Source organism: Corallococcus praedator, from assembly GCF_003612125.1.
Lineage (GTDB): Bacteria > Myxococcota > Myxococcia > Myxococcales > Myxococcaceae > Corallococcus > Corallococcus praedator.
The window spans coordinates 1-18,852 of the sequence record NZ_RAWI01000173.1; the positions used below are offsets into that span (position 1 = coordinate 1).

At 70.8% G+C, this 18,852-nt stretch carries 1 protein-coding gene; it reads right to left on the reverse strand.

What is annotated here, in order from left to right; all coding sequences use genetic code 11:
* On the reverse strand, positions 1-18,852 hold an 18,852-nt coding region (locus D7Y13_RS21825), incomplete at both ends, for a non-ribosomal peptide synthase/polyketide synthase (RefSeq protein WP_244222366.1).

Consider the following 18,852-nt stretch of genomic DNA (forward strand, 5'->3'; position numbering starts at 1 on the left):
GGGCGACGAAGGCGGCCGGCACCATGTACTCGGGCAGGTGCTTGCGCAGGTGCTCACGCAGGGGCGCGGTCTCTACCTCTGGTGCGACGTAGGCCACGAGGCGCGCATCACCGGGCATGTCCTCACGGACGAGGGCCACCGCGTCCCGGATGCCCGGGTGCGAGCGCAGGGTGGCTTCGATTTCCCCCAGCTCGATGCGGTAGCCGCGCAGCTTCACCTGGAAGTCCAGGCGGCCCATGAAGTCCAGCGTCCCATCCTCGCGCCAGCGGGCCTTGTCACCCGTGCGGTACAGCCGCGCTCCGGGCTCCGTACTGAACGGATTCGGAACGAAGCGCTCCGCGGTGAGGTCCGGACGGCCCAGGTAGCCGCGCGCGAGTCCTTCACCGGAGAGGCACAGCTCGCCCTGCGTGCCGAAGGGCACCAGCCGCTGCTGCGCGTCGAGGATGTACGCCCGCACATTGTCCAGCGGCCGGCCGATGACGGGCAGCGACTGCGCCGCGTCCTGGATGGCCCAGGCCGTCGCGTTGACGGTGTTCTCGGTGGGGCCGTACATGTTGAAGGCGCGCGTGCGCTTCGTCGTGGCCAGCCGCCGCCACGTCACTTCATCCATCGCCTCCCCGCCGACGAAGATCAGCGCCGGCACGTGGGCGCGCTCCAGCAGGCCTGCGTCCAGCAGCAGCTTGAGCTGCGACGGCGTGCAATCCAGCGCGTCGATGCGCTGCGCTTCCAGCCACGAGAGCATCGCCTCCGGGTCCTTGCGCGTCTCGTCGGGGACGAGGCACAGGCAATCCCCATCGAGGAGCTGGATGACCTGCTCCATGGACGCGTCGAAGAACAGCGGCGCGTTCACGCTGACGCGCAGGCTGCGCCGCGGCTGCGTGTAGATATCGCGCGCCATCGCTTGATGCAGGTGGAGCACGGAGCGGTGCTGCACCGCCACCCCCTTGGGCGTACCTGTCGAGCCCGACGTGTAGAGCACGTAGGCCAGGTTCTCCGGCCCTACGTTGGAGGCCAGGGCCTCCGATGACAGCCCCACCCAGGGCTTCTGTTCAGCGTCGAGGCACACGACGGTGCCCACGTCGGGCCGCCACGCCTCCGCCAGGGCCTGGGTGGTCAGCAGCACGGATGCGCGGCTGTCTCCCAGGATGAAGGACCGACGCGCGGTGGGGGCCGCCGGGTCGAGCGGCACGAACGCTCCGCCGGCCTTGAGGACGGCGAGCAGCGCGACGATGGAATCGGCCGACCGCTCCAGGCACAGGCCCACCGTGACTTCAGGACCCACGCCCAGCGAGCGCAGGTGTCGGGCGAGCTGGTTGGCGCGGGCTTCGAGCTGCCGGAAGGACAGCGTTGTCCCTTCGAATTCCACGGCGTCCGCATTCGGCGTGCGGGCCACCTGCGCTTCGATGCGCCCATGCAGCGTGGCCCCACGGTCGAAGTCCGCGACGGTGCCACTCAGGTCGCCCAGCAGTCGCTGACGCTCCTCGGGACCCACGAAGGACAGGTCCGCGAGCGGCGCGTCGGGGCGCTCCAGCGCGGCCTCCAGCAGCACCCGCAGGTGAGTCATCAGGCGCTCGACGGTGGAGCGCTCGAACAGGTCCGTCGCGTAGTCGATGAGTCCAACGAAACCGTCCGCCACACGGCGGAGGTCCAGGCTCAGTTCGAACTGCGAAGTGCCACGTGCCCCGATGTCGGCGGCCTTCACGGACAGGCCGGGCAGCACCAGCTCCGGAAGGGGCGCGTTCTGCAACGAGAACATCACCTGGAACAGGGGTGTGCGAGACAGATCGCGCGTCGTCTGGAGTGACTCCACCAGCCGCTCGAACGGGATGTCCTGGTGCTCATACGCGCCCAGCGTCGTGGTGCGCACCTGGGCAACAATCTGCCGGAACGAAGGCCGCGCGCCGAAGCTTCCGCGCAGCACCAGCGTGTTGACGAAGAAGCCGATGAGGCCCTCCGTCTCCGCGTGGCCACGGTTCGCGATGGGAGAGCCCACCAGCACGTCATCCTGCCCCGAGTACCGGTGCAGCACGGACTGGAAGGCCGCCAGCAGCACCATGAAGGGCGTGGCACCTTCACGCTGGGCCAGGGCCTCCACCTGCTCGGACAGCGCGCGCGGCAGGTGCACGGTCACCGCATCGCCGCGCCGGGAGGCGACGGCCGGACGCGGCTTGTCGGTGGGCAGCTCCAACACGTGGGACGCACCCGCGAGCTGCTGCTTCCACCAGCCGAGCTGCGCCTCCAGCACCTCTCCCTGGAGCCAGCCGCGCTGCCACACGGAGAAGTCGGCGTACTGCACCGGCAGCTCCGGCAGAGCAGGGGCATGCCCCTGACGGAAGGCCTCGTAGAGGGCCGTCATCTCACGCACCAGCACGCCCAACGACCAGCCGTCGGACACGATGTGGTGCACGTGCAGCATCAACACGTGCTCCTGGGCGTCCAACTTGAGCAGCAGGGCGCGGATCACCGGCCCCTGCTCCAGGTTGAACGGGCGGTGGAATTCCACGCTGCCACGCCGCTCTGCTTCAGCCTGGCGCTCCGTCGCGTCCGCGATGTCCGTGAGGTCCACGGACTCGAAGGGCACGGTGGCCCCGGCGTGGATGTGCTGCACGGGCTGACCCGCTTCCACTCGGAACGTGGTGCGCAGCGATTCGTGCCGCGCCATCAGCGCATCCAGGCTCTTGCGCAAAGCGCCTTCGTCCACCACTCCGGTGAGTCGCAACGGCAGCGGCATGTTGTAGAGCGTGGTGCCCGGCTCCAACTGATCGATGAACCAGAGCCGCTGCTGCGCGAATGACAGCGGCGGCGCGGACGTCCGATCCGCACGGGTGAGGGCCGGAGTCCTGGAGCGAGCAGCGTGAGCCAGCCGCCTGGCCAACCCCGCCACGGTGGGAGCACTGAAGAGGTCTCCCAGCGGCAACTCCACGCCCAGCGTGGACCGGATGCGCGACACCACCTGCGTGGCCAGCAGCGAGTGACCACCCAGTTCGAAGAAGTTGTCATGGCGTCCCACGGTGGGGATGCGCAGCACTTCACTCCACAGCGCGGCCAGGGCGACTTCCGTCGGCGTCTCGGGCGCTGCGTAGTTGCGTGAGCCGACCTGCGAGGCTTCCGGCGCGGGCAGGGTCTTGCGGTCCACCTTGCCGTTGGACGTCAGCGGCAGGGCAGGCAGCGCCATGACGGTGGCCGGGACCATGTACTCGGGCAGGTGCTTGCGCAGGTGTTCGCGCAGCGTCGAGGTGTCCACCTCCGGCACGACGTAGGCCACGAGGCGCGCATCACCGGCCACGTCCTCACGGACGAGGGCCACGGCGTCCCGGATGCCCGGGTGCGAGCGCAGGGTGGCTTCAATCTCCCCCAGCTCGATGCGGTAGCCGCGCAGCTTCACCTGGAAGTCCAGGCGGCCCATGAAGTCCAGCGTCCCGTCCTCGCGCCAGCGGGCCTTGTCACCCGTGCGGTAGAGGCGTGCACCGGGCTCGGTGCTGAACGGATTCGGAACGAAGCGCGCCGCCGTGAGGTCCGGGCGTCCCAGGTAGCCGCGCGCGAGTCCTTCACCGGAGAGGCACAGCTCGCCCTGCATGCCGAAGGGCACCAGCCGCTGCTGCGCGTCGAGGATGTACGCCCGCACGTTGTCCAGCGGCCGGCCGATGACGGGCAGCGACTGCGCCGCGTCCTGGAGGGCCCAGGCCGTCGCGTTGACCGTGGTTTCGGTGGGTCCGTACACGTTGAAGGCGCGCGTGCGCTTCGTCGTGGACAGCCGCCGCCACGTCACTTCGTCCATCGCCTCCCCGCCGACGATTAGCAGCGCCGGCACGTGGGCGCGCTCCAGCAGGCCCGCGTCCAACAGGAGCTTGAGCTGCGACGGCGTGCAGTCCAGCGAGTCGATGCGCTGCGCTTCCAGCCACGAGAGCATCACCTCCGGGTCCTTGCGCGTCTCGTCGGGGACGAGGCACAGGCAATCCCCATCCAGGAGCTGGATGACCTGCTCCATGGACGCGTCGAAGAACAGCGGCGCATTCACGCTGACACGCAGGCCGCGCTGCGGCTGCACGTAGATGTCGCGCGCCATCGCCTGGTGCAGGTGGAGCACGGAGCGGTGCTGCACCGCCACCCCCTTGGGCGTGCCTGTGGAGCCCGACGTGTAGAGCACGTAGGCCAGGTTCTCCGGCCCTACGTTGGAGGCCGGTGTCTCCGATGACAGCTCCGCCCAGGGCTTCTGTTCAGCGTCGAGGCACACGACGGCGCCCACATCGGGCCGCCACGCCTCCGCCAGGGCCTGGGTGGTCAGCAGCACGGATGCGCGGCTGTCTCCTAGGATGAAGGAGCGACGCGCGGCAGGGGCCGCCGGGTCGATCGGCACGAAGGCACCGTCAGCCTTGAGGACGGCAAGCAGCGCGACGATGGAATCGGCCGACCGCTCCAGGCACAGGCCCACCGTGACTTCAGGACCCACGCCCAATGAGCGCAGGTGTCGGGCGAGCTGGTTCGCGCGGGCATCGAGCTGCCGGAAGGACAGCATCGTGTCCCCGAACGCCACCGCGTCCGCGCTCGGCGTGCGGGCCACCTGCCGTTCGATGCGGCCATGCAGCGTGGCCTCACTGTCGAAGTCCACAGCGGAACCACTCAGGTCGCCCAGCAGCCGCTGACGCTCCTCGGGACCCACGAAGGACAGGTCCGCGAGCGGCGCATCCGGCCGCTCCAGCGCGGCCTCCAGCAACACCCGCAGGTGCGTCATCAGGCGCTCGACGGTGGAGCGCTCGAACAGGTCCGTCGCGTAGTCGATGTGTCCGACGAAGCCGTCCGCCTCACGGTTGAGGTCCAGGCTCAGCTCGAACTGGGACGTGCCTCGGCCCCCGATGTCGGCGCCCTTCACGGAAAGGCCGGGCAGCACCAGCTCTGGGAGGGGCGCGTTCTGCAACGCGAACATCACCTGGAAGAGCGGCGTGCGAGACAGGTCGCGCGTCGTCTGGAGTGATTCCACCAACCGCTCGAACGGGATGTCCTGGTGCTCATACGCGCCCAGCGTTGTGGTGCGCACCTGCGCGACGAGCTGCCGGAACGAAGGCCGCGCGCCGAAGCTTCCGCGCAGCACCAGCGTGTTGACGAAGAAGCCGATGAGGCCCTCCGTCTCCGCGTGGCCACGGTTCGCGATGGGAGAGCCCACCAGCACGTCATCCTGCCCCGAGTACCGGTGCAGCACGGACTGGAAGGCCGCCAGCAGCACCATGAAGGGAGTAGCGCCTTCACGCTGGGCCAGGGCCTCCACCTTCTCCGCGAGGACGCGCGGCAGGTGCACGCTCACCGCATCGCCGCGCCGGGAGGCGACGGCCGGACGCGGCTTGTCGGTGGGCAGCTCCAACACGTGGGACGCACCCGCGAGCTGCTGCTTCCACCAGTCGAGCTGCGCCTCCAGCACGTCCCCCTGGAGCCAGCCGCGCTGCCAGACGGCGTAGTCCGCGTACTGCACCGGCAGCGACGGCAGGGCAGGGGCATGCCCCTGACGGAAGGCCTCGTAGAGCGCCGTCATCTCACGCACCAGCACGCCCAACGACCAGCCGTCGGACACGATGTGGTGCAGGTGCAACACCAGCACGTGCTCCTGGGCGTCCAACTTGAGCAGCAGGGCGCGGATCACCGGCCCCTGCTCCAGGTTGAACGGGCGGTGGAACTCCGCGCTGCCACGCCGCTTCGCCTCGGCCTGGCGCTCCGTTGCGTCCGCGATATCCGTCAGGTCCACGGACTCGAAGGGCACGGTGGCCCCGGCGTGGATGTGCTGCACGGGCTGACCCGCATCCACGCGGAACGTGGTGCGCAGCGATTCGTGCCGCGCCATCAACGCGTCCAGGCTCCTGCGCAGCGCGCCTTCATCCAGAGCGCCGGTGAAACGCAGCGGCAGCGGCAAGTTGTAGAGCGTGGTGCCCGGCTCCAGCTGATCGATGAACCAGAGCCGCTGCTGGGCGAACGACAGCGGCGGCGCGGTGGTCCGCTCCGCGCGGACCAGCGGGGGCGCCTGCGTCCGACTGGCACGGCCCAGCTTCTCCGCCAGCGTGGCCACCGTGGGCGCGCTGAAGAGGTCTCCCAGCGGCAGCTCCACGCCCAGGGTGGACCGGATGCGCGACACCACCTGGGTGGCCAGCAGCGAATGACCACCCAGCTCGAAGAAGTTGTCGTGCCGTCCCACGGCGGGGATGCGCAGCACCTCGCTCCACAGCGTGGCCAGGGCGATCTCCGTCGGCGTCTCGGGCGCCACGTAGGTGCTCGCGGCGGGCTGCGAGACTTCCGGCGCGGGCAGCGCCTTGCGGTCCACCTTGCCGTTGGGCGTCAGCGGAAGGGCCGCGAGGGGGACAAGGAGCGACGGCAGCATGTACTCCGGCAGCCGCTGCGCCAGGAACGCGCGCAGCACGGCCGGCTCGACGTCCTGGTGCAGGGCCACGTAGGCGACCAGCCTCTTGTCCCCGGGCACATCCTCGCGCACCACCGCCACGGCCTCACGCACCGCCGCGTGGGCCCGCAGCGCGGCTTCCACTTCCGCCAGCTCGATGCGGAAGCCCCGCACCTTCACCTGGTGGTCCACTCGGCCCAGGAACTCCACCACGCCGTCCGGCCTCCAGCGCGCCAGGTCGCCCGTGCGATACAGGCGCTCGCCCTGCGTCGCGGAGAAGGGGTGCGGGACGAAGCGCTCCGCGGTCAGGTCCGGACGCGACAGGTAGCCTCGCGCCAGGCCCTCACCGCCGATGAACAGCTCGCCCGGGATGCCCGGCGGCACGGGCTGGCCGTTCGCATCCAGCACGTAGAGCTGCGTCTCGCGGAGGGGACGGCCAATGGGAATGGACGTGCCCACCTGGGCCGCGTCCGTCATGCGGTGCGTGGACGCGAAGACCGTCGTCTCCGTCGGGCCGTAGCCGGCGCTGACGGGAATGCCCAGTGTCTCCAGCACCCGGCGAACCTGGGGCGCCGGGACGACATCGCCTCCGGTGATGACCTGCCGTACCCCGCGCAGGGCGTCCAGCTTCAGCTCCACCACCTGCGCGAAGAGGCCCGCGGTCAGGAACAGCGTATTGACGCGATGCCGGTGGACGGTGCTCGCCAGCAGCTCCAGATCCGAAGGCGAGCTGGGCGGGAAGACGACGAGGCGCCCACCGAAGAGCAGCGGACCCCACACCTCCAGCGTGGACGCGTCGAACGAGATGGGCGAGATGAGCAGGAACACCGTGTCCGGCCCCAGGTCCACGTAGGACGCGTCGTGCAGCAGGCGCAGCACGTTGCGGTGCTCCACCGCCACACCCTTGGGGCGGCCGGTGCTGCCGGACGTGAAGTCCACGTACGCCAGATGGCGCGGCAGCGTGGCCGTCACGGGGCGGGACGCGGGCTGCTCCTCCAGCCTCAACTCCTCCACCAGGAGGCAGGGGACCTCCTGCGAGACGGGCAGGGTGGAGCGCAGCGTGCGCGAGGTGATGAGCACCTGGGGTGGCGCGTCCTCCAACATCGCGGACAGTCGCTGCACCGGGTACGAGGCATCCAGTGGCACGTAGGCGCCGCCCGCCTTGAGGATGGCGAGCAGGGAGACGATCAGCTCGACGGAGCGCTCCAGGCAGAGCGCGACGAGCGAGTCCGGGCCCACGCCGTGCTGGCGCAGCAGGTGGGCAAGCTGGTTGGCCCGCGCGTCCAACTGCGCGTAGCTCAGCCGCTGCTCCGCGAACTCCAGCGCGATGGCGTCCGGGCGCAGGTCGGCCTGCTGCTCGAAGAGGTCGTGGATGCGGACGTCCGGGTAGCCCCGGGCGGGGGTGTTCCACTCCACCAGCACCTGTTGACGTTCCGCCGACGACAGCATGGACACGTCGGACAGCAGGGCCGAGGGCCGGGTCAGCGACAGCAGCGCCCGGGTCCAGTGACCCAGCACGCGATCCACCGCGTCCTTCGAGAAGCGCGACGGGTCGTAGCCCAGGTTGAACAGCAGCTCGTTGCCCGGCACCACCATGGCCGAGAGCGGGTAGTGGCTGGTCTCCGCGACGAGCAGGTCGCGGATGTCGAGCTCCGTGGAGCGCTTCATCACCGACTCATCGAGGGGGAAGTTCTCGAAGATCATCAGGGTGTTGAAGAGCGGCGTGCCTCGCGGCATGTCGCTCCAGCTCGCCGCGGTGACCAGCGGCGTGTGCTGGTGCTGTTCCAGGGCCCGCTGCTGCGTCTGGAGAGACTGGAGCCAGGGCAGCACGGGCGCCTGCTCGTCGGGGAGCTGGATGCGCACCGGCAGCGTGGTGATGAGCATGCCCAGCATGGCCTCCGCGCCCGGAAGCTCCGGAGGACGGCCCGCCAGCGTGGTGCCGAAGATGACGTCCTGCGTGCCGGCATAGCGCGCGAGCACCAGGGCCCACGCGGCCTGCACCAGGGTGTTGAGCGTCAACTGGTGCTGGCGCGCGAAGGCCTGGAGCGCGGTGGTGTCCTCCGACGACAGGAACAGCTTCGCGCTCTGCATCCGGACGGGATCGCCGGGCCGTGCGGTCGAGGGCTGCTCCGCGGGCACGGGCGTGGGGACGGACAGGCCGGAGAGCCGGGCGCGCCAGAAGCGCTCGTCCGAAGCGATGTCGGTCTGCTGCAACCACGCGATGTAGTCCCGGAACGGAGGCCTTGTTGAGGGCGCGGGCGTCGCTCCCGACCGGAAGGTGTCGTAGAGCGCGAAGACCTCCTCGAAGAACAGGCCGGAGCTCCAGCCGTCCAGCAGCAGGTGGTGGTGGTTCCAGATGAAGCGCCAGTGCGTGTCCGACAGGCGCACGCCCACCATCCGCATCAACGGGGCCCGCGTCACGTCGAAGCCGCGCGTGCGTTCGGCGGCCAGCATCCGCGTCAGCCCGGCCTGCTGCTCCTCCGGGGGCAGGTGCCGCCAGTCGTGCTCCTCGAACGGCAGCTCGGCGTGCGAGTGCACCACCTGGAGCGGGGCCCCCAGATCCCGCCACACGAAGCTGGTGCGCAGGATGGGATTGCGGTCCACCGCCGCCTGCCACGTCTTGCGGAACAACCCGATGTCCACCGCCGAGTGGATCGACCAGGAGCGCTGCTCGAAATAGAAGGAGGACTCCGGCGTCGCGAGGACGTGGAACAGCAGGCCCTGCTGGAGCGCGGAGAGCGGGTAGAGGTCCTCCACGGTGGGCCCCTGCGAGGCCAGCAGCCCGTCCAGCGCGGGCTGGGTGAGGCGCGCCAGGGGGAAGTCGCCCGGCGTCATCCGGCGCGAGTCCTCGGAGTGCCGCTGTTCGATGAGCGTGCGCAGGACCGTGAGGAACCGCTGCGCCAGGGTCTCGATGGTGGAGGCGTGGTGCAGGTGGTGACTGAAGCCGAAGTACATCCCCAGCCGCCCGTCCCGCACCGAGCCGTTCACGACCAGCACGTGCGTCCGGAGGGCCGTGGGTGCCACCGACGTGCCGACGGGGTCATCTCCCAGGGAGAAGAGGGTGCTGGCGTCGGACGCGCCGTCCAGTTGGCCCAGGTAGTTGAACGCCACCTGCGCCCGGGGGAAGGCGGCCATCCGCTGACGGAGGTCCGGGGGCCCCATGAAGCGCAAGAGCCCGAAGCCGATGCCCTGGTCGGGCCACTGGCTCAGCGTGTCGCGCACCGCGCGCAGGCTGTCGCCCGGCGTGCCTCCCAGAGGCAGCCGCAGCAGCGCGGGCGCCATCGACGTGAACCAGCCCACGGTGCGTGACACGTCTGCGTCCGCGAACAGCTCCTGCCGGCCATGGCCTTCCACGTCGATGAGCGCGCTCGACTGGCCGGTCCATTCGCGCAGCGCGAGCGCGAGCGCGGTCAACAGCACGTCGTTGATGCGCGCCCGCCAGCCCGCCGACGTCTCCTGGAGCAGCAGCCGGGTCTCCTCCGCGTCCAACTGGATGGAGACCGCCCGCTGCGAACCGTGGGTGTTGGGACCCGCGGAGTCGACGGGAAGCGGGGCCACGTCCTTGCGTGCTTCGTCCAGCCACAGCGGTGTCTGGGCGTGCAGGGCGTCGGAGAGGGCGTGGGTCTCCAGCCGGCGCGTCCAGGACAAGAAGGACGTCGTCTTGCCGGGAAGCACGGCGGGGCGCCGCGCGCTCAGTTGCAGGTACGCGGTCTCCAGGTCCTCGACGAGCACACGCCAGGAGACGGCATCCACCACGAGGTGATGGATGAGGAGCAGCAGCCGCTGCTCCTGCCCAGGGCTGAAGTGGAAGAGGGCTGCGCGGACCAGGGGCGGCCGGGCCAGATCGAAGCGGGCCTGGAGGCGCTCCGCATGCTCCTCCATGGCGCGAGGACGGTCCTCTGGCGGAAGTCCGGAGAGGTCCACCTGGAGCAACTGGAAGGAGGCGTCCTCGGGCGAGGCGTTGTGCTGGCGCCAGCAGGTTCCCTCGCGGGTGAAGCGCAGGCGCAGGGCGTCGTGGTGGGAGATGAGCAACTGGAGCGCCTGCTCCAGGAACACCGGCTGGAGCGGCTGACGGGCCCGCAGCAGCACCGGCATGTTGAAGTGGTGAGCGTGTTCGGGATCGCCCTCCAGCAGCTCCAACTGGATGGGCGTGAGGGGCACCTCGCCCACCACGGGGCCCTGTTCCGCCACGCTGCCCGCGCTGAGCTTCGCCACGTTCGCCAGCGCGCCCAGGGTGGGGTGCTGGAAGAGGTCGCGCACGGAGATCCGCACGCCGGCCTGACGCGCGCGCGCGACGACCTGGATGCTGATGATGGAGTCGCCGCCCAGATCGAAGAAGTTGTCGTCCACGCTCACGCGCTCGACGCGCAGCACCTGGGTCCAGATCCCGGCCAGCCGCTGCTCCATCTCCGTGCGGGGCTCGATGTACTCACGCCGCGAGGCACGCAGCCCCTCCGGGGCCGGCAGGGCCTTGCGGTCCAGCTTCGCGTTCGCCGTCAGCGGCAGGGCCGTGAGGGGCACGAACGCCGACGGCAGCATGTAGTCCGGCAGCCGCTGTTCGAGGAACGTGCGCAGCACGGCCGGGTCCAGGTCCAGGTCCTCGCTCGGGACGAAGTAGGCGACGAGCCGCTTGTCGCCGGGCACGTCCTCGCGCACCACCGCCACGGCCTCACGCACGTAGGCGTGGGCCCGCAGCGCGGCCTCCACCTCCGCCAGCTCGATGCGGAAGCCCCGCACCTTCACCTGGTGGTCCACTCGGCCCAGGAACTCCACCACGCCATCCGGCCGCCAACGCGCCAGGTCACCGGTGCGGTACAGGCGCTCTCCTTGCGTCGCGGCGAAGGGGTTCGGAACGAAGCGCTCCGCGGTCAGGTCCGGACGCGACAGGTAGCCGCGTGCCAGACCGTCACCGCCGATGAAGAGTTCACCAGCGACGCCCGGGGGCACCGGCTGCCCGTGTCGGTCCATCACGTAGAGCTGCGTCGCGTTGACGGGCCGGCCAATGGGAATGGACGTGCCCACCTGGGCCGCGTCTGTCAGGCGGTACGTGGACGCGAAGACCGTCGTCTCCGTCGGGCCGTAGCCGTTGCTGACGCTGACGCCCAGGTCCTCCAACACGCGGCGGACATGGTGCGCCGGCACGACGTCGCCGCCGGTGAGGACCTGCCGCATCCCCTTGAGCGCTTCGGGCTTCAGCTCCACCACCTGCGCGAAGAGGCCCGCGGTCAGCCACATCGTGGTGACGCGATGATGCTGGAGGGTGGACGCCAGCAGCTCCAGGTCCGACGGCGAGCTGGGCGGGAAGACGACGAGCCGCCCGCCGAAGAGCAGCGGAGCCCAGATCTCCAGCGTCGATGCGTCGAACGAGACGGGCGAGATGTGCAGGAACGCCACGTCCGGACCCAGGTCCACGAAGGACGCGTTGTGCAAGAGCCGCAGCACGCCCCGGTGCTCCACCGCCACGCCCTTGGGACGCCCGGTGCTTCCGGACGTGAAGTCCACGTACGCCAGATGGCGTGCCTGCGTCCCCGCCTGCACGGGTGACGTGGGCCGACCTTCCAGTCGCAGCTCCTCCACGAAGAGGCAGGGCAGGGCGTCATCCACCGCCAGGTTGTCGCGCACCTCCTGCGTCGTCAGCAGCAGCCTGGGCGGCGCATCCTCCAGCATCGCGGCCAGACGCTGCGCCGGGTACGCCGCGTCCAGCGGCAGGTACGCGCCTCCGGCCTTGAGGATGGCCAGCAGCGAGACAATGAGCTCAATGGAGCGCTCCAGGCACACGGCCACCAGCACATCCGGCCCCACGCCCTGTTCGCGCAGCAGGTGGGCCCACTGGTTCGTGCGCGCGTCCAGCTCCGCGTACGTCAGGCGCGTGTCCCCGAACTCCAGCGCCACGGCGTTCGGGCGCATCGCCGCCTGCGCCATGAAGAGGTCCTGGATGCACGCCTCGCGCGGGTACTCGCCGCCCGTCGCGTTCCACTCCACCAGCACCCGCTGACGCTCCGCCCCCCCCATCAGGGACAGGCGTGAGAGGGGCGCCTCCGGATTCGCGGTGACCTGACGCGCGAGCTCCACGAAGTGCTCCGCCATCCGTGCCAGGGTCGCTTCGTCGAAGAGCGCGGTGGGGTACTCGAAGCGGCAGGTGAGGCCCGCGCGGTTCTCCCAGACGTCCAGGCCCAGGTCGAACTTGGACGTGCCCGTGGAGACCTCCACCGGAGTCAATTCCAGCGACGGCAGCTGGGCCTTGGCATCCGGCGTGTTGAGGACGTTGAGGACCACCTGGAACAGGGGCGTGCGACTCAGGTCGCGCGGCAGGCCCAGCGTGTCCAGGATGCGCTCGAACGGCGCGTCCTGGCGAGCGTACGACTCCAACGCCTGGGTCCGCACCCGGCCCAGCAGCTCCGTGAACGACGGCGCTCCCTCCAGCCGCGAGCGGAAGGCCAGCGTGTTCACGAAGCAGCCAATCAGCCCCTCCACCTCGGGGCGCGTGCGGCCCGCGAGCGGCGTGCCCACCACGAAGTCGTCCTGGCCCGAGTAGCGCGACAACAGCGTCTGGAAGAGCGCCATCATTACCATGAACGTCGTGGCGCCCTGCTTGCGGCCCAGGGCCAGCAGTGGCTCCGCCACGTCGGCCGGGAACTGGAAGCGGTACAGCGCGCCCGCGAAGGACTGCGCCGCCGGGCGCGGTCGGTCCGTGGGCAGGACGAGCGTGGGGGCCCCGAGCAGTTGCTGGTTCCACCAGGAGACCTGCGCCTCCATCACGCCGCCTTCCAGCCAGTCGCGCTGCCACACCGCGTAGTCCGCGTACTGGATGGGCAGCGGAGGCAGCGGCGAGGACTTCATGCCCGCGCTGTACGTCGCGTAGAGCACCGTCAGCTCACGCGCGAGCACCATGGTGCACCACGCGTCGGACACCGCGTGGTGGAGCACCAACGCCAGCACGTGCATCTTCGGCTCCACGCGCAACAACAGCGCGCGGATGACGAGCTTCTCCAGATCGAAGGGGATGACGGCGTGGGCCTGGCACAGGCGCACCAGCTCCGCCTCGCGGGCCTCGGGCGTCTCGCCGGTGACGTCCACCCGGGCCAGGGGCAGGCCGCGAGCCGGGTGGATGAGCTGCACCGCGGTCTCACCCTCCAGCGAGTACGTGGTGCGCAGCACTTCGTGCCGGGCCACCAGTTCGTCCAGTGCCGCCTGGAGCGCGGCGACGTCCAGCTCGCCCGTCAGACGGAACGTGGTCGCGTTGTTGTATGCGCCGCTCTGGGGTTCCAACTGCTGGATGTACCAGAGCCGCTGCTGCGCGAAGGACAGAGGCAGCGGCTGATTCCGGGGCACCAACGGGATGGGCGGCGGTGCGCCAGGCACGCTCGGGGCCACGGGGCGGGGGGCCTCCACCTTGGGACGCGCCACAGGCGCGGGCAGGCGCGAGGGCAGCGTCACCGGCTCCACGCGTCCATCCGCGCGCATGCGGGCATGACGGCCGGTGCGATACAGCCGCGACGAGACCTCCGTCGGGTGCGGCACCAGCCGGCGGTGCCCCTCTTCCTCGGCCCTCCACAGGCCCCGGGGCAGACCCGCGCCCGAGAGGGCCAGCTCACCCACCACGCCCACGGGCACCGGCTGTCCCGTCGGATCCAGCACCCACGTCTGGAGGCTGGACGGGACGCGCTCGCCCGGGGCACGGGGCAGCAGCGCGCCCTCCACGGCGCTACCTGACAACAGCACCTCCACACCGGCGGTCCGGTGCAGTGCGGAGGCCAGCTCCGACGAGGCGTCCTCCAGCACCAGCGCGCCCACGGAGCCCAGGGAGTCGCGCGCCCCGGGCAGCTCCGTCAGCGAACGCGCGAGCCGGGCCGACGTGTGCACCAGCACCGCGCCGGACTGCTTCGCCAGCGCGAGGAGGCTCTCCACGCCCTGGCCGCTCTCCACCAGCACCTGCTCCTGGCGCGCGGCGGCTTCGCTCTCCAACAGCTCGCGCACCCGGGCCAGCCGCCGCAGGCCCTCCAGCACCACCGGCGTCTCCAGGCCGAAGTCGATGAGGGCCGCCACCTCGTCCACGTCCGACACCTGCAACTCGCGCAGCCGCTTCAGGCCGCTCTCCATGGAGCCGACCAGGCCCGTCATCTTCGCGTGGTGCTCGAAGGTGTGCTCCAGCAGCGCGTTGATGTCGTCGGGCGACAGCTTGTTGATTTCACCCTGGTAGCCCTGCGCCGCCAGCAGCGACGTGACGATGTCCGTGGAGCCCCGGAAGTAGCCCAGCAGCGGCTGGCGCACCGTGCGGAACACCTCCGCCTCGTCGTCGCCCAGGTACGTGTGCAGCATCACCGTGATGTGGCCCCGGCCCGGGTGGCCGTTGCGGCGCCACGCCTCGCGGTAGAGGGCCACCTTCGGCTTCATCTCCTCCAGCGAGTGCGACATCAGGCCCGTCAGCACGCCCGCGCCCAGCTCACCCGCCAGCCGGAACGTCTCCGGGTTCGCCGTCGCGGTGAGCCACACCGGCAGCTCCTTCTGCACCGGCTTGGGACGCAGCGACAGCTCCACCGTCGTGCCCGCGCCCGCCGGACGCGTCACCTTCTCGCCGCGCCACAGCGCCCGCAGCGTCTTCAGGTTCTTGAGCAGGATGTTGCGCCGGTCCTCGTAATTGCCCGGCGCGAAGGTGAAGTCGTGCACGTGCCAGCCCGTCGCCACCGACATGCCCACGCGGCCCTGCGACAGGTTGTCCACCACGCTCCACTGCTCCGCGATGAGCAGCGGGTCATGCAGCGGCAGCACCACGCTGCCCGAGCGCAGGCGCAGGTTCTTCGTGACGGTGGCGACGCCCGCGGCCACCACGGCCGGCTGCGGGTAGAGGCCACCGAAGGAGGCGAAGTGCCGCTCCGGCGTCCACACGGCGGAGAAGCCGTTCGCGTCCGCGAACTTCGAGCCTTCGATGAGCAGCTCGTACTTCGGGCCGGTGAGGGTGTCCTCGTCGTTGGCGAAGTAGATGAGGCTCAGGTCCATCGCCTTGGCGCGGCGTCCGGCGCCGCCCAGGTTCACCAGTCGCGCCGTCACCTGCTCCGAGGGGAACACCACGCGCAGCCCGCGTGAGAGCGCCCACAGCGCTTCCAGGTCCGGACGGTCCGCGGCGGCCTCGCCCGCGGACAGCCACGCGCCACCGTCGGTGGGGGACAGCCGTGCGTCCAGTGCGACGAAGAACTCCGACAGCTCCAGGTGGCCCAGCGCCCATGCGGGTTGGCCCGCGCCCATGGGCAGCAGCCACGCCAGGGTGTCGGCCCCATCGCGACCTGGCACCTCCGGGATGGAAGCCTCCGAGGGCGTGGCGACGTCTTCGACGTACAGCGTGCGGGAGGCCTCCACGCGCACGGAGGCTACGAGTTCACGCGAGGTGACGAGCACCGGCACGCGCGCGCCTTCGGGGGCATAGAGGGACACTTCGCCCAGGTCGGTGGGGCTCAGCGTGACCACCGCTCCACCGGCCTCCAGTACGGCCCACAGCGCGATGAGCTTCTCCGGCGAGGGCCGCAGGCTCACGGCCACGGGCGCGCCGTCCTTCACCCCGAGCGACCGCAGCCGTTCGGCCAGCGTCCGCACCTGGGTGCCCAATTGGCCCCAGGTCCAGTGCGCATCACCGCGAGACACGGCGATGGCGTCGGCCTGACGGGCGCGACGATCCGCGAGGAGCGCGGGCACGGAGGTGAAGCCGGCCACGGTGCGGGGCGTCGGCCACGCGCGGCGCTCGGCCTCCGTGGACAAGGGCAGGCGGGAGACCTGCGTGTCGGGCTTGGAGAGCGCCGCCGACAGCAGCACCTGGAAGTGCGCCATGAAGTGCTCGGCGAACGCGGCGTCGAACAGCTCCGTCGCGTACTCCAGCACGCCGTGGAGACGGCCGGGCGACTCGGAGAGCACGAGCGTCAGGTCGGCCAGGGTGGCGCCCCACTGCACGGGCGTGCCGGGCACCTCCACCAGCGAGCCGCGCATGCCCTTGAGCTCCAGCGTCATCGCGCCGGCGCTGACACCCGAGTGGAAGACGAACACCGAGTCGGCCATGCGGCCCTTGCCGATGTCCTTGCCGGGGACCAGTGCCTCCACCAGGTACTCGAAGGGCACGTCCGGACGGGCCTGGGCGTCGTTCACCTCTTCGCGAATCTGCGCGAGCATGTCGCGGAAGGTCGGCTCGCCCACGAAGCGCGTGCGGAACGCGGCCGAGTGCGCCACGTAGCCGATGAGCGGGAACAGCTCCGGCCGGGTGCGGTTCGCGATGGGCGTGCCGACGATGAGGTCCGTCTGGCCGCTGTAGCGGTGCAGCAGCGTCTGCCACGCCGCGAGCACCGTCATGTACGGCGTGAAGCCTTCACGCCGCGAGAAGGCCGACAACTCCCGGGCAAGCGCGGGCGGGAGTTCCATCGTCATGCGCGCGGAGTTGAGCGTGCGGCTGTGCGCGGTCCGGGGACGGTCGGTGGGCAGGTCGATCTGCCGGGGCATACCGGCGAGCCGCTGACGCCACCACTGCTCCTGCTCAGGGAGGCGCGCTTCCGCGATGCTCTGACGCTGCCACTGGCCGAAGTCCGCGTATTGGATCGGCAGCGGGGGCAGGGGAGACGGACGCCCCTGGATGAAAGCGTCGTAGAGCTGGCCCAGCTCCTGGACGAAGAGGGCCACGGAGAGCGTGTCGCAGACGATGTGGTGGATGCTCACCACCAGCATGTGCACGTGCGTGTCCAGGCGCACGAGCGTGGAGCGCATCACCGGGCCATTGACGAGATCGAACGGCGCGGCGGCGTCCTCGCGGGCGATGCGCAGCGCTTCGGCTTCGCGGGTCTCCAGCGGACCCCGGAGGTCCACGCGCGTGAGCGGGATGCGGACGTGGGCGTGGAAGCGCTGGACGGGGCGGCCGTCCACCACGTCGTAGGTGGTGCGCAGGGCTTCGTGGCGGTGGACGATCTCCTGGATGCCGCGCTCCAGGATTTCGGCTTCCACGACGCCATCGAGCCGCAGGACGAACGGGATGTTGTACGCGGACAGGCCGGGAAGGTGCTGCTCCAGACGCCAGACGCGTTCCTGCACGAAGGACAGGGCCAGCTCTCGCGTGCGAGGCAGCGGCACCAGCGGAAGCTCCACGGACACCTGGGCCTGGGGGGCCTGCCGCAGCAGGGGCTCCAGGCGCTGGGCGATGCCAGCGACGGTGGGGGCTTCGAAGAGGGCGGCCAGCGGCAATTGCACGCCGAACGTGTCACGCACCTGGTTGAGGAGCTGGGCGGCCGTTAGCGAGTTGCCGCCGATCTCGAGGAAGTTCTCCTCGCGGCCGACGAAGTCCAGGCCCAGGCGCTCGCGCCACAGCGCGGCCACGCGTTCCTCGACGTCGCCTCGCGGAGCGTCCTCACGGCCCGCGGGGACGGCGGCGGGGGCCACGGCTTCGGAGGCCGTGTGCGCGGAGAGGCCCGGGAGCAGGGGACGCGCGGAGCTGTGCGCGGCTTCGGGCGCCGGATGGGAGGCCGCGCCCGTCGGGTGGTAGGCGCCCTCATGGAGCGACTGCGCGATGCTGGGCACGGACACGGGCGGCGGCGTGGCGCCGAACGGGTGCGTGCCACTGGCCGTCGGGAGGTTCGGAGAGGACGGGCCGGCGTGCGCCGGGGCCTCCGTGGGAGACAGTGTCACCGTGGCCACTCGGCCCGTGGGGGCCAGCGCGCCTTGGCCAGACTGGGTGGCCGGGGCGCGGCCCGCGAAGGGGGCGGACGCGGAGGATGACTCCTCACCGGAGGGAGTGCCGAACGCCGACGATGCGGTGTCCTGCGCTCCGTAGCTCGCGGTATGCGGAGCCACGGATCCGGACGTGGGATGCGCAGGCACGGAGGCTTGTGTTCCGTGCGTCGCGGACGCGGTAGGCACTGCGCCCTGTGCCCCGGACGCAGGATGCGCCGGCATGGAGCCCTGCGCTCCGTACGTCGCGGGCACGCCCGACTGCGGCGCTGTCCCAGCCACGGTTCCATGTGTCCCGGGAGGCACAGGGGCCATCGGGCCGACACCGGCGCCCGGCGCCGTCACGCTGGCCGCGGACACGTTCTGCGGTGCACGCACAGGCGCGCCCGGCGGCATGAACGAAGAGGGCAGGGCGCGGGCCCGCGACTGCACCCACACGTCCTTCTCCTGGAACGCGTACGTCGGCAGGTGCAACCGAAGACGCTGCTCGTGCGCGTAGAACGCGCTCCAGTCCACGGCGACACCCGCGGTCCAGAGTTCACCCACGCCCTGCAGCCAGCCCTGCTGCTCCGTCGTCGTCCCACCCCGGCGCAGCGTGGCCAGCGCACGCACGCGGTCGCGGTCCTGCCCCAGGCTCGCACGCACCAGCGGGGTGAGGTCCTGGCCGGGCCCCACCTCCAGCAACACCCCGCAGCCCTCTTCCAGCAGCGCACCCACCGCGTCGGTGAAGCGCACCGGCTGGCGCATCTGCTCCGTCCAGTACCCCGGCGCCGTCAGCT